Genomic DNA, 13,822 nt, shown 5'->3' on the forward strand with positions numbered 1-13,822 from the left:
GAAAGTTCAATTTTCTGTCCTTAAAACCTATTTAATTATTCATTAACAAATCGTTAAGGAGGGTTCAAAAATAAAGTTATATTTAAGATTAATATAAAGATTATTTAATATATGGAGTAATATTATTTAATTGTAAAATAAAGGAGGTGAAATTTAATGAACAACCAATTCGATTTAGACCTTCAAGTTGCACAAAATGAGGTTGCTCCAAATGAAGTACAACCTGCAAGCGGCCTTATTTGCACTCCATCATGCCTGACGGGAACATTGAATTGCAAAATCAGCTTGTCTTTTTGCAGAACGTGTTAATAATAGCATGCGGGCAACAAAAGACACGGTTACTTTAAACCGTGTCTTTTCTCGCGTTTTAATATTTTGAAGGGAGAAGGAAGCGATGTGAGGACAAGCTGTTTAAAGGAACAGTCCATTAGTATTAGTAAATTAATTGCCGAACGACTGGTTGATCTTCCATATATAGAAAACATTGCGGTGAGTCCCACAAATCGTTCTCCTTCCAGGGGAACTGCTCCCTGGAATCCGATTTCATTAGCCGATGGTATTCCTGGCATATGGGTATTATTCGCTGAATGGGATCGGCTTGAACCGGATCGGGGCTGGAAGGAGTCCATTCATCAGCATTTATTATCTTTATATAGAGCCATGCCGCTTCGAATTCCTGACATTTCACTTTATTCGGGAGTAACAGGGATAGCCTACGGGCTATTCATAGCATCGGATGATCGAACGAATTATAAACAAGCACTCTCTCAATTAAATCAATATATAGCAAGCCAATTTACGGAAGGCAGAAAAATTCCAGGCCTGGATTCACTCGATGTTGTCAGTGGCTTATGCGGTGTTGCCAGATATGTGCTGGAGGCAAGCAGGTATGATGATAGAATGCGCGAAATTGCCGTTCCTCTAATAACGAATATCATCGGGGAATCCCAATCTATGATAGATGCTGTTCTCTGCGGAATGGATCGACAGGTTCAACACGGCATTGCTCATGGGCTTGCCGGCATTCTTGCCTTATTGGTTACAGCTCTTCACAAACAAGTTGAGGTTGAGAACCTGCAACATACGATTCATAGAATTGCCGATTATTTGGCACTGCAAATTCGAGAGGACCGATATGGACGATTCTGGCCGATATCTTCCAAACCTAGCTGCTCATATCGAAGTGAAGAGGAAGAGACGAGACAAATCGAAGGTTGGTGTCACGGCACTTTAGGAGTCTCGCTTACATTATTGCGGGCAGGAATCTATTGTAGCAATGAAGGGTGGAAGAAGGTTGCTGCTGAAGCTGCGGGATCTACGTTCAGGCTCGGAGAGAATGAGCTCGGTTCCATGACGCCTTCATTTTGCCATGGATTAGCTGGTTTATTGCATTTGGCCAACCATTTGCATGCGCTATGTGATATTCATGAAGCTTCTTTGTTTGCAGACAGAGTGGCATCGAGATTGATGAAAATGTTTGATGAATCAAGCCCTTTTGGTTATCGAGATCAAGAAGATACGGTTTGTACTGACAATCCCGGCTTACTGCAAGGGGCAGTCGGAATTGCTTTGAGCTTGCTTGATTATGGAAAACGGGATGATCCGATTTATCTGGGAAAATGGAGGGAGTTATTTCTCATGTCATAGCTTGAGTAAAGCAGGACTATTACTAACAGGGGGTTTATATGAAAAAAACAATTGTGGCTGTTTCACCAGATAGTCCCATTAAGGTGTTTTTAAACCGGATTACTGATTCTAGCAACATTGAAGTATTATCCTGTGATTCCTTTAACCAAATTGAAATGATAACCGATCATCGATGTATGGGAGTACTTGTGTGTCAGAAGAATATAACTTTGAAGGACCTGTCAATCTGGCACGGGCTTCGAGAGAAGAGAGCTGTTCCTTTTATATTTATCACGCCGGCAAATAATGAACAACTAGAATATGAGATTTTAAGTCAGTTATTTTCTCTTTCCGCCCAACCTGATCTAAAGAAAGCAGGACCGGAGCGTGAGGTCATTTATTTATCACCCAATGTCATATTTGATCCGAGCTGTAAGGTGATTTGGAAGCAGGGAGAGGGGCAAATGCTTACATTGATGGAATATAGGCTGCTTGAATATTTTCTGAAATCCGGAGACTGGGTGATAGATATTGATCATATTATCAATAAGGTTTGGGGAGTTGATACATTTACCTCTTCGAATACGGTATATGTCCATATTCGAAAACTGAGGGAGAAAATAGAGGAGGATCCTAGCAATCCCAAAATATTAGTGACCTGCCATGGGCTAGGATACAGAATGAATATCATGAATAATATGTTGGAGGTTGATCAACATGAAAGAACATTCCAGCTTAAATGATGGGGTAACCAATGAAATGCATGAAGGGAAAAAACAATCGGAACGATGGTTTAAGCCATGTGATTTTTTTATAGTGAGAACCCCGCTGCTTTCACTTGATACCTATTTACAAGTTATGTCCCAACACAATTTTCAATCCGAGAAGGTTGAGCTTGAGACGATAGGGCGTTTAAAAGAAGAGGCCTCTAGATCCATAGTCAAGGAAGCAATCAGTGTTGCCTCTCCGTCACTAAGGTCCTTCTATGAGTTTTTGAATACCTCAACGGACGAAGCTGACAAAAAAACCATTCAAAAATATGAAAAGACACTGGTCAGCCTGTTCCGTTATTTTATTCGTATGTCGACACGAACAACGCCTTTCGGTCTCTTTTCAAGGGTCGGTCAAGGATATTTCGGAGACCGGAGCGACTTGGAGGTATGTTCGTTCCTGGAAAATGAAAAAAGGGCGAGGCCTGATATGGAATGGATCTTTCATTTAATTAAATTAATTGAGTCCGATCCCGTTATATTTGATGAATTAAAGGTTCGAATGAATCGAACACTGATGATCAAAGGAGATCGGGTCAAATTACCGTTTCGGCCTCAATACGGGATATTGAATCTTGATGCTATTCCCGAAGGAGTCAATTCGATTGGATTGACAGAGGTTGTTGGTTTCACGCTTCAGGCAGCAAAAGAACCTGTTGATGTGAAAACGCTAAAGAGAGCAATTCTAGAAGCATTCCCGGAATCCAATTTAAACATCATTCATAATTATTTGCACCAGCTGTTAGAACAGGAATTTATATTAAGCGAGCTTCGGCCTCCGCTCATGGATGTACCGCCGCTAGAACATATACTAACGGTTTTGTCCGGAAAATCGGGATCTGATAAGTGGTTGGAAATTCTAAGCGAAGTTCAGGCTTTGTTACTCCAATATGAAACCAGCGAGATTGGTAACGGTGAGCACATCTATCGCCGACTTACGGAGAAGATGCTTGATGTCGTTAAGACCAGTAATCTGGTTCAGGTTGATGTGAGGCTGGAGAAGGATGTCACTCTTCCACGATCCATAACTAACGATGTTGTCTTGGGAGCAGAGTTGATGTGCAAATTGCATGTGCCAGAAGGTCATGAATTAAATGAGTATTTAAACCGCTTTCTCGAGAAATATGGGGTCTATCAGGAAATTCCAATCAATGAGCTTTTTGATAGCGATTGGGGTTTAGGTATCCCTAAAGCCTATCAACCGGATTTTAATCCAGGAACCCAACAGGTCTCCTATACTCGCAACTCGATTCTATTTCAACTGGTAACCGAGGCAATTGCGGAGGGCTCCGCTGAGTGTGTACTGACGGATGAACATATTCAAGAACTTGCCCTGAATGATGATCCACAGAACGCCCCGGAATCTTTGGAAATTTATTATTCTCTGGTAGCTGATTCCCAAGAGCATGTCGATCAAGGCGATTATAAGTTAGTTCTGGGGGCGAGTGCTGGATCGAGCGGAGCAGGAAAAACTTTCGGGCGTTTTTTGGATATGTTTGATCAAGCGTTTATACAGAACTTCGAACAGATTCATTCACATGTTCAGAAATTGCATCCAAAGGCAGCCATAGTGGAGATGGTGTTTATGCCCTCCAGCGGAAGGATATCAAATATTATGATAGGGAAAAATTTATTGGAATATGAGATCGTTTCGGGTACGACTTCATCTAAGAATGAGTTAAATACACTTCATATCGACGATCTTCTAGTTGGAGCAACCTATGATCGTTTTTATATCAAATCCAAGAAGCTGGGAAGGGAGATCATTCCGCTTCAGACTCATATGTTCAATCACAGAATTTCCCCTCCGATCTTCAGGTTCCTTAGTGATATAACGAGAAAGCTCACCAAAACTTGGTCCTATTTTAACTGGGGGCCGGTAGAACACTCTCCCTTTTTGCCAAGACTCCGGTATAAGAACATTATACTTAGTTCGGCTCAGTGGAGATTGGGAAAGTATATCTTGGGGGGAGAGCAGTCCGGGGGAAGTAAAGAATGGCTTGATAAATTTCATTCATGGAAGGAGAGATGGAAGGTACCTCGGTATATTTATTTGGCAATGGGGGATAACAGACTGCTGTTGGATTTACATAATCCGTTAGGTGTAGAAGAATTGAGACGCGAGATGGGGAAACTTCAAAATGGTCAAGAGTTGCTTCTAACGGAATGTATGAATCATCCAAGCTGTTCGCCTCTACACTCTAAAGGAGAAACATATATTGGCGAATTTGTTTTTCCACTATTAAATATCAAGAGCGTGCCTCAATCATCTCCTGAGCGCGGCCTATTAGACGATCCGAATTATGTACCGGTTGCATCCAGAGGCGTTCTACCGGGTGAAGACTGGCTCTATATAAAATTATATGGAACTTCTGAGCGAGAGGTTGAATTGCTGGGCTTGCATTTGGCAGATTTATGGAGACAACCTGAATTTAATAATTGGAGCAGAAGGTTCTACTTCGTACGCTACAAAGATCAGGAAAGCCACATAAGATTAAGGTTTAATGGAGATCCGAAAGAGCTCTGGTCTACGGGGATCGGCCAAATTAGTCAATGGATGCAGAGAATGCGTAATTCAGGTCTCGCGGTTTCCATGACGATAGACACCTATGTTCCCGAATTCGAGAGATATGGTGGAACAGGGTTGATCGAGATGGCAGAAGATATATTTGCTACAGATAGTAAGCTTGTAAGTCTTTATCTTGGGGAGGCTCGGCGTAAACGATTAAACCTTGCTTCAGAAGTAATAGCAGTAGTCAATATACTAGATATTCTAGCTAGTTTTGGACTTACTTTAGAAGGGCAAAAGAAATGGCTGGAGGAAAGAGTTGACGGGAAGGAACATATGAAAGCATACAGAGAGATGAAAAAGACATTAATTGAAGCCGCAGATTCTAAGCCTTCATGGCTCTACCAGGCTGACGCTTCAAATGTCATGATTGCAGCAATTGATGAGAGGCGATCCTTGATTAGAACGTACTCCGAATCCATAGAGACTGCCAAACAACGGGGGTTAACGAATCATCCGCACGATATTTTAGCCAGTTTGGTGCATATGCATTTAAACCGTTTGCTCGGTGTTGACAGGGAGCTTGAGATTAAATGTATGGCCTTAGCCAAATATACCGCATCTCATTTTTATTATGCGAAAGGAGCTCTACATGTTATCTCCTGATACAAATATGAAGGACGAGTATGTGTCGTTTTCCTCCAAAAATATATTTCGGACATTTCTCTTTTGGCCCCGCATATTCAAGCTTCTGTGGGAAACACATGCCGGTTATTTAATCGGCATCTTAATTTCAAACCTGTTTAAAGGGATTTTACCTGCGATTGCCTTGCTTGCAACAAGAGAATTGATAAATAGCGTAGTAGCAAGTGTGCCTCAAGGAGAGTTCAGGCCCATTCTTCTAGCCTTTGGCTTTTTAATGTTGCTGAACATTCTATCAGACTTCGTTGGTATCGTTGACGGGTATTTCCGGAAAATGTTTCAAAGCCTTCTATCCAATCGGGTCAATTTAAAATTAATCGAGAAGGCTCATCAGATGACGCTCCAGTCTTTTGAAGACGCCGATGTGCAGAACAAGCTGCAGCGTGCGCAAGGAGAAGCCAACTACAGGCCCTTTGAAATATTTGTCCAAATGCTCGGAATCATTAGCGGTGTAGTAACATTAGTTTCGGCTTCCGCCATTCTTATCGCTTGGAAGTGGTGGGTTATTTTCGTGATTATCCTTATCCCTTGTCTGTCGTTTTATTCTTTCCTGAAGATCGGCCAGAGAGAATTCTACACCTACTATCAGAGAGCTGGAAAGCAGCGCGAATCCTGGTATCTGTCATTTCTGGTTACTCGAGACAACAGCTTTAAAGAAATCAAAATATTCCAACTGGGGAATTATCTGCGGGAAAGGTATTTATCGATACTCAATGGCTTCCATCTTGAGGACAAGAAACTGGCTTCACGCAGGTCGTATACCTCACTAATCTTTCAGGTGATCAATCAGATCGCCTGCGGATTCATTATTTTCCTGGCTGTCCGGAGCGCGTATATCGGCCAAATCATGTTGGGGAATTTAATCAGCTTCATTCAGGCTATCAATCTTACCCAATCGACGTCGCAAAATATCGTTCAGGGAATTTTGAGCCTATGCCAAAATAACTTATATGTAAAGCAGCTCTTTGATTTCTTGGATATGCCCGAGGAAGAAGAGGTGCAAGAAATTGAGCAAAGGATATCCCAAATTCACAGCATTGAATTTCGCAACGTATCCTTCAAATACCCAAATACCAATAAAAATGCAATTTCCAATATTAGTTTTATGCTAAATAGCAATGAGAAATTAGCCATTGTAGGCAAGAACGGTTCTGGCAAATCTACAATTGTTAAGCTGATCACACAATTATATTCCAATTTTGAAGGTGACATTCTGATTAATGGTCAATCGATACGTGATTTGAATAAAGAGAGCTTCCGTGAAAAAATGGGGGTGGTGTTTCAGGACTTCGTCCAATATGAAATGACGGTCAAGGATAATGTCGGGTTTGGGGATGTGAATCAGAAGGAGAATGAACAGTTAGTATGGAAAGCCATTGAACAATCCGGTATTACGAAATTAATCAACACGCTGCCCAACAAATTAAATACGATGCTTGGAAAATGGTTTGATGATGGCCAGCAGCTATCGGGTGGACAATGGCAGCGCGTTGCGATCGCCAGAGCCTTTATGAGGAATGCAGATGTTTATATTTTGGACGAACCAAGCTCATATCTGGACCCTCATTCAGAGAAAGAAGTTTTTAACAAGTTTGAGCAGCTGACACATCAAAAAATCGGGGTTTTTATCTCTCATAGATTATCTTCTGCCAAAAAAGCTGATAACATTATATTGTTGGAAGAGGGCCGAATTATTGAGGCCGGCAACCACGATAGCTTGATGAGATTAAATGGAATGTATTCGGAAATGTTTGAAATTCAAGCTTCCTCCTATCTCTCATCAAATGATGAAGAGACTTTGGAAGAGAATGCGTTTATATCTTCTTTTGTTAGCACTTCGGCCGAATAATATATGGTACAGCCAAAGTACAGGCAAGCCCATTCTGGATTCTGTTGTAAGGGGTGGTCGGTGAATTCCTCCCTTTATTAACAAGAATCCAGAAATGGGCTTATTATATTGTCTCTCTGTTATATAATACAGTTAACAGTTTGTAGAATTATGAAAGTAATGGGGAAAAATGCTATGGATAATATTTCTGTACTGCTTGTGGATGATGAACAAGGGTTATGCGATATGTTGACTACCGTGTTGAAGAAGGAAGGCTTACGGCATATTCGAAGTGTGGGTACAGGGCAGGAAGCGGTGCGAATATTAACGGAGTTTAATCCGGACGTGATCATACTGGATGTCATGCTCCCGGATGAAGACGGCTTTGAGGTGTGCCGAAAAATTCGCAAAATGACCGAAACGCCGATTCTTTTTCTTACCGCCCGGGACTCTGACTTGGACAAGCTCATGGGGTTTGGGATTGGGGGGGACGATTATATTACGAAACCATTCAATCCATTGGAAGTTGTTGCCCGCATTAAAGCTCGCGTGAAATATAAAGTACAGCGGGAAAAATTGGTCCTGTCACGGTTATCCGAACTGGATTTTGGTTACTTTCGGGTAGACCTCGCAGCGGGGGAGTTGATCGTAAATGGAAACCACGTGGAGTGCCCGGCACGCGAATGGGAGCTGCTTGTGTTCCTATGCCGAAATCCAAATCGTATATTTAGTACGCGCCAATTATACGAATCAGTTTGGAACGAGCCCTACCTTGGGGATGAGAAGACGGTTGTAATCCATATCTTCAGGCTGCGAAAAAGGATGGAGCCCGACCCTAGAAATCCCCGGTTTCTTGTTAATGTAAGAGGACTTGGCTACAAAATGTTGGCTCCAAGGAAGGAGCAACTATGAACCCAATGGTCAAAATGGCTTTTCGCTTTATGAAGCTAACCATCCTTTGGTTGATGACTTTTATCTTCATATTTATTATATGCGCAGTTATATTTATATATCTTCAGGAGTGGTTGAAGTCCTGGGACACGATTTCCATGAAGAGTTTTTTAGCTGTTACAGGATTCCTACTAACGGTCATTTTTATTATTGCTTACGGCTGGTGCGTGGGCAAACCACTCACTTATTTAATCCGTTGGATCAACCGATTATCCGAGGGGAATTATAGCCAGCCGCGGGAGCATTTCCGTCAGCCAAACGAAGTCTCCGACGCCTCATTACACCATAACCACTATCGTTATCCGTATGTCTTATATAAAGAATTATTTGATCAAATGACTCAATTATCGAATCAACTGCTGCAAAGCGAGAACGATCGATTACATATGGAAGTCAAGAAGCAGGAATGGATTGCGGCAATTGGCCACGATCTCAAAACGCCATTGTCCTATATTGAAGGTTATGCTCATATGCTCGCGGCTACCGATTATCATTGGACCGATGAAGAGAAACAAGATTTTAGCAGGCAGATCAGCAGCAAGACAGCGGAGTTGAAGCATCTCATCCATGACTTAAATCATACGGGCCGGTGGTCAGTCGAACAGTTCCCGATGAATAGAAAATGTGATGATGTAGTGAATTTTCTGCGCGATATGATAATAGATATCGCCAACCACCCGTTAGCCGAGCAAACCTCCTTTATGTTTAATACGGAAGAGATCGGGTTCATGATGGAGTTTGACAGCAGTCTGTTGGGCCGAGCCCTTCAAAATGTAATCATGAACGCGGTTATCCATAATCCGCCCGGCACCAAGGTTCAATGCGATATCTCTGTAAAGGAGAACCATTGTTACATTGTGATAGAGGATGATGGAAACGGGATCGAGGATACGATATTAAGACAGGTTTTAGATCAATCGGGTAAAGGAATAGCTATAGCCAATGCCTTTGTTGAAGCTCATTCTGGCAGCATGAGCATTCTACCGGCGGATAGTAAGGGTACCCGGGTTGAATTTGTATTGCCGATCAGCCCCTAAATTATCCTGTCGTTCATTTCATGTTTACCTCCTGTTTATTTCCCATTGCTAAACTTTAAATGTTAGTTAAGCCATGCAGGAGGAATAAGAGATGAACGAATATGCGATCGATACACATCAACTGACCCGAAGATTCGGGCAGCGGGAAACAGTAAAGCAGATTAATTTGAAGGTTCCCAAGCGGGAGGTCTATGGATTTTTGGGGCCAAATGGAGCGGGTAAGACAACAACGATTCGGATGCTCCTAGGACTCATCCGCTCGTCATCCGGGGAGATTCGCATACTTGGCAAAGATCTGAAGAAGAACCGAATGGACATTCTGAAAGATGTGGGTTCTCTCGTAGAATCTCCTTCGTACTATGCTCATCTTTCAGGATACAATAATTTGAAAATCATGGCGCTAATCCACGGCATACAAGATTCCAGGATTCTGGAGGTTCTGGAATGGGTGAGACTTAATCATGCAGCTCATCAGTCGGTCAGGAGTTATTCACTTGGCATGAAGCAGCGGCTCGGGATAGCGATGGCGCTCATTACGAACCCCAAATTATTGATTCTGGATGAGCCGACGAATGGACTTGATCCATCAGGAATTCAGGAAATTCGAGAGTTGATTACCAGACTTCCTCGTGATTTTGATATAACGGTTTTGCTCTCAAGCCATTTATTGAGCGAAATTGAGCAGGTTGCAACCTGGGTGGGAATTATTAACCAGGGGGAAATGATTTTTCAAGGACCGCTTCAGGAATTAACCGACCGAAGTAAGCCTTATGTATGGATTGAGATGGATCGGCCTGTGGAAGCAGCAGCTGCTCTGAACGATCATGGATGGGATGCGGAACATGAAATAACAACGGGTCAGATCAAAACTTCCATGATCACCAGGCCGCAATCGGCGGAAATGATTCGCTTTCTTGTGAATCGGCAATATGATGTATACCGAGTAACAGAGAAGAAGAAGACCCTGGAGGAAATCTTTCTGGAATTGACCGGTCAGGAGAACAGCTTATGATACTGGAACTGATGCGTGCAGAGGGATTAAAGCTGAAGCGATTATGCCGGTGGATGCCTCTCATACAAGGCATCATTTTAATCAGCATGACGGCTCTTGAGTGGTATCTTTATTTTCGCCAAGGCCCCGGGGGGATCTATGCTGGCTTTGCCGTAATGTATATGTTTTTATCTTTCATTTTTTTATTGGGAATTACACTCCTAGCCAGTATCATGGCAGGTACCGAGCACGAAACCAAGGCATGGAAGCAGCTTCTCGCGATGCCTGTTCCCAAAGGCTCCGTATTCCTGGCGAAATTGGCTTGGATATTTATTTTGCAGTTATGTACCGTAATCATTACTATTGCTGGCATGTGCATGATCTGGGTCCTATACTCGGATGAACCGATACCATGGGGAATTATGATATTGCAGCCTCTATTCGCATGTTTGGCAACACTGCCGATGATGGCCATTCAGCTCTGGTTGTCCACGGTATTTTCCAACCAGGCATTACCGCTGGCTATAGGGATATTTGGATCTATCTCCAGCCTGTTTTTAGCTCGAAGCCATTCTTTTGTGATTCAGATCCTTCCCTGGTCGTATCCGTCGTTATCGAGTCCGCTTGTCCCCGGTCATATGCAGTGGATTGGCATCTCACTCGGAATAGGGGCAATGCTGTCGGTTCTGGGAGCTCTCCTGTTTGCCAGGCGAGAATTTGAATAGGAGGTTGCCGGATCATGAGAATGCTGTTACGTGCTGAAGGAATGAAACTTCAATGGAAAATTATATTTTTACTCATCGTATTGGATACGCTGATCAACTCAGCGATGGGGGCGATGCAGCTTCAGAGTTTAAGGGACTTTTTTCCGCCTAGCTGGTCTACGCTTTATATACACAGCGTCAATCTTCATTCTATGTTTTTCTATCCTCTGTATAGCGGGATTATAGCATCTTTATTGTGTTTATATGAGCATAAAGATGGGGGCTGGAAGATCACGATGAGTTTGCCGGTCCCCCGGTACAAGGTCTTTTACGCGAAATATATTTTGTTGGTCGGGATTCTGGCGTTGGTACAGATCGTATTTTTGCTTGGTTACCTTGGAACGGGTTATCTTGTCAAGGCTCCTGAAAGGATTCCGTGGGAAACATTACTGTATTCAGTCATAGGGGGATGGATAGGAGTTTTACCACTCGCTGCTTTACAACTTATGGTTTCGATAAGAGTTCGTAATTTCGGAGCCTCGCTGGCCATGTCCATAGGTTATGTGGTACCGAATATCGTGCTGACAGGTTTTCATTCTGCGATCGGGGCCTGGCTTCCGTTTACCATTCCCTACTATGTTATGATGCCACAGGCAGCGCTCTACGCGCCGCGAGTCGAACCTTATAGCTTGTGGTCAATTGTGATATTTACGGGAATGGTGTATTTGTTGATGGGGCAGAGGTTCGTTGAAAAAAGAGATTGGTTGTAGCCCGATCGCTAAACAGGTGGTCAATAGGTTTTCTTACCCTGGTGTACTAACACCAGGGTTTGTTATATCATGGGCCAGGGCGTAGCTAGGCTAATTTCTGAAAAGAGAAACGTCCATCCTATGGAGCTTCAACGGTACGTCGATCGGTGGAAGTCAAAGTGTTTATTATTGTGCAAACGTTTGTTCAACATTCGAGCATTTTGCAGTCGTTCTTGTCCGATTTAGAGGGGAGAATGACTGAATTGCACAGCATATGCACAACTATTTTTACGATAACTTACGAAATAGAGTGAATAGTGAAGGTAATAAGAGATTATATGCTTAAAACGGGTAAAAATGATCTGTGCAAACGTTTTTACATTCGATATTAAATGTTGTATGATGTTTTCAGTGAATGAAGCGCTTTCTCAATGGGATTTTTCCTAAGTATCTCGTCAGATGCTACATAGAAAAAGAGACGCTGAAAATTTCTGAAATCGTTTGCGCAGATTTCCAACATTTTCTGATCATTTATTGAGAGGGGTAATCATGGAATGAAGATGAAGAAACTACTTACGCTAGCTGCAACCTTCACGTTGGCGTTCTCCATTACAGCGTGCGGAGGAAATTCACCTGCTCCTGCTGCTGAGGCACCTGCTGAGAATCCACCGGCACAGGAGACGCCGGCCGAAAATACAGAAGCACCGGAACTTAAGCCAGAGGAAGGCGCTAAATTGATCGTATGGGAAAGTAGAGACGAAAGAGCCTACACGGATGCGGTTGCTAAAGAATTTACCGAAAAATACGGTGTTGAAGTAACCATCGAAGAATTGTCTCCAACCGACCAAGTGACCAAGCTTCAACAAGACGGACCATCCGGATTGGGTGCTGACGTTGTATTGTTCCCTCACGATAACCTGGGTAAAGCCGTAGCTACAAACCTGGTTCTGCCAAATGATTACTTCGAAGAAAAAACGAAGAGCAGCAACACGGAAGCCGCTATCCAAGGCGTAAGTTATGACGGCGTTCTGTATGGATACCCGCGCGCTGCTGAAACATACCTGATGTACTACAACAAAGACTTGGTAAAAGAAGTTCCAACAACGATGGAAGAAGTTATTGAGTTCAGCAAAACCTTCACAGACAAATCCAAGAACAAGTATGGATTCATGTTCGAAACAGGTAACCTGTACTTCGCCTATCCATTCCTTGCTTCCAATGGCGGCTACATCTTCGGTAACGGCGGCGCAGATGTCAACGATATCGGCCTCAACAATGAAGGCGCAGTCAAGAGTATGGAAGTTTACGCAAGCCTGAAAGAAATCCTTCCGGTTAAATCCGGCGACATTACGCCTGATATTAAACGCGGACTGTTCACATCCGGCGATCTGGCTATGGACATTAACGGACCTTGGGAGCTTGGCGGATACAAAGAAGCGCTCGGCGACAAGCTTGGCGTTGCTCCAATCCCAACCATCGGCGGCCAGCCTGCTGTATCGTTCTCCGGTATCAAAGCTTGGTACGTAAGCTCGTTCACGAAATACCCGCAAGCCGCTCGCTTGTTCGCGGACTTTGCAACAAGCAAAGAAGCTCAATTGAAACTGAGCGCATTGGTTGGATCGGTTCCGACAAACAATGAAGCTCAAGAAGACGATCAAATCAAGAATGACGAGTATGTATCCGCATTCACAGAGCAATTCAAATCTTCCCAACCGATGCCATCCGTTCCTGAAATGGCTAACGTATGGTCTCCTGTAGGTGCTGCATTGGCTGAGATCTGGGATAACAACAAAGACGTAAAAGAAACGCTTGATAAAGCTGTAAATCAAGTGAAAGATCTCAACAGTGGTGGAGCTAGCGAGTAATTACGTTCTTATATAATACGAGAAAGATGAAGAAGTTCACCCGCCGAACAACCGGCGGGTGATTCCTCGATTATATGGAGAGGAGAATGG

Annotated in this window: 11 protein-coding genes; all 11 read left to right on the forward strand. The window is 43.1% G+C overall.

Annotation, left to right across the window (positions count from 1 at the left end):
- Window positions 1–156 precede the first annotated feature (156 nt).
- The 11 genes from NYE54_RS05050 to NYE54_RS05100 all read left to right on the forward strand — a co-directional run bounded on the left by NYE54_RS05050 (window position 157) and on the right by NYE54_RS05100 (window position 13,732).
- On the forward strand, window positions 157–309 hold the full coding sequence (locus NYE54_RS05050; RefSeq protein ID WP_220686521.1) for an FDLD family class I lanthipeptide: 153 nt from the start codon (window positions 157–159) through the stop codon (window positions 307–309).
- A gap of 87 nt (window positions 310–396) precedes the next feature.
- The gene (locus tag NYE54_RS05055; protein WP_339270494.1) at window positions 397–1,647 is read left to right on the forward strand and encodes a lanthionine synthetase C family protein; all 1,251 of its coding nucleotides are present in this window, start codon (window positions 397–399) and stop codon (window positions 1,645–1,647) included.
- Window positions 1,648–1,685: 38 nt separating this feature from the next.
- Complete coding sequence (locus NYE54_RS05060; RefSeq protein WP_339270496.1) at window positions 1,686–2,369, forward strand: winged helix-turn-helix domain-containing protein; 684 nt, start codon at window positions 1,686–1,688, stop codon at window positions 2,367–2,369.
- Window positions 2,344–5,571, forward strand: a complete 3,228-nt coding sequence (locus NYE54_RS05065) for a lantibiotic dehydratase (protein ID WP_339270498.1) — start codon at window positions 2,344–2,346, stop codon at window positions 5,569–5,571. Before NYE54_RS05060 ends, NYE54_RS05065 begins: the two co-directional genes overlap by 26 nt.
- A complete protein-coding gene (locus NYE54_RS05070; RefSeq protein ID WP_339270500.1) occupies window positions 5,558–7,456 on the forward strand; it encodes an ABC transporter ATP-binding protein in 1,899 nt (632 codons plus the stop codon). Before NYE54_RS05065 ends, NYE54_RS05070 begins: the two co-directional genes overlap by 14 nt.
- Window positions 7,457–7,630: 174 nt before the next feature.
- Window positions 7,631–8,347, forward strand: coding sequence for a response regulator transcription factor (locus NYE54_RS05075; RefSeq protein ID WP_339270502.1), 717 nt, complete (start codon window positions 7,631–7,633; stop codon window positions 8,345–8,347).
- 137 nt (window positions 8,348–8,484) lie between these two features.
- Window positions 8,485–9,423: a HAMP domain-containing sensor histidine kinase gene (locus NYE54_RS05080; RefSeq protein ID WP_339270504.1), complete on the forward strand. Its 939-nt coding sequence runs from the start codon at window positions 8,485–8,487 to the stop codon at window positions 9,421–9,423.
- A gap of 91 nt (window positions 9,424–9,514) precedes the next feature.
- The gene (locus tag NYE54_RS05085; RefSeq protein ID WP_339270506.1) at window positions 9,515–10,435 is read left to right on the forward strand and encodes an ABC transporter ATP-binding protein; all 921 of its coding nucleotides are present in this window, start codon (window positions 9,515–9,517) and stop codon (window positions 10,433–10,435) included.
- Window positions 10,432–11,139: an ABC transporter permease gene (locus tag NYE54_RS05090; RefSeq protein ID WP_339270508.1), complete on the forward strand. Its 708-nt coding sequence runs from the start codon at window positions 10,432–10,434 to the stop codon at window positions 11,137–11,139. The genes NYE54_RS05085 and NYE54_RS05090 overlap by 4 nt, the downstream gene beginning before the upstream one ends.
- A gap of 14 nt (window positions 11,140–11,153) precedes the next feature.
- On the forward strand, window positions 11,154–11,888 hold the full coding sequence (locus NYE54_RS05095) for an ABC transporter permease (protein WP_339270510.1): 735 nt from the start codon (window positions 11,154–11,156) through the stop codon (window positions 11,886–11,888).
- A gap of 533 nt (window positions 11,889–12,421) precedes the next feature.
- A complete protein-coding gene (locus NYE54_RS05100; RefSeq protein ID WP_076325597.1) occupies window positions 12,422–13,732 on the forward strand; it encodes a maltose ABC transporter substrate-binding protein in 1,311 nt (436 codons plus the stop codon).
- Window positions 13,733–13,822: the final 90 nt, after the last annotated feature.

The sequence above is a fragment of the Paenibacillus sp. FSL K6-1330 genome (genome assembly GCF_037976825.1).
Taxonomy (GTDB): domain Bacteria; phylum Bacillota; class Bacilli; order Paenibacillales; family Paenibacillaceae; genus Paenibacillus_AQ.

What these genes read in the sequence shown, in the direction of transcription:
- NYE54_RS05075 (WP_339270502.1), top strand. Translation starts at nt 7,631, where the DNA reads ATGGATAATATTTCTGTACTGCTTGTGGATGATGAACAAGGGTTATGC.
- NYE54_RS05100 (WP_076325597.1), top strand. Translation starts at nt 12,422, where the DNA reads ATGAAGATGAAGAAACTACTTACGCTAGCTGCAACCTTCACGTTGGCG.
- NYE54_RS05060 (WP_339270496.1), top strand. Translation starts at nt 1,686, where the DNA reads ATGAAAAAAACAATTGTGGCTGTTTCACCAGATAGTCCCATTAAGGTG.
- NYE54_RS05095 (WP_339270510.1), top strand. Translation starts at nt 11,154, where the DNA reads ATGAGAATGCTGTTACGTGCTGAAGGAATGAAACTTCAATGGAAAATT.
- NYE54_RS05085 (WP_339270506.1), top strand. Translation starts at nt 9,515, where the DNA reads ATGAACGAATATGCGATCGATACACATCAACTGACCCGAAGATTCGGG.
- NYE54_RS05050 (WP_220686521.1), top strand. Translation starts at nt 157, where the DNA reads ATGAACAACCAATTCGATTTAGACCTTCAAGTTGCACAAAATGAGGTT.
- NYE54_RS05070 (WP_339270500.1), top strand. Translation starts at nt 5,558, where the DNA reads ATGTTATCTCCTGATACAAATATGAAGGACGAGTATGTGTCGTTTTCC.
- NYE54_RS05080 (WP_339270504.1), top strand. Translation starts at nt 8,485, where the DNA reads ATGAAGAGTTTTTTAGCTGTTACAGGATTCCTACTAACGGTCATTTTT.
- NYE54_RS05065 (WP_339270498.1), top strand. Translation starts at nt 2,344, where the DNA reads ATGAAAGAACATTCCAGCTTAAATGATGGGGTAACCAATGAAATGCAT.
- NYE54_RS05090 (WP_339270508.1), top strand. Translation starts at nt 10,432, where the DNA reads ATGATACTGGAACTGATGCGTGCAGAGGGATTAAAGCTGAAGCGATTA.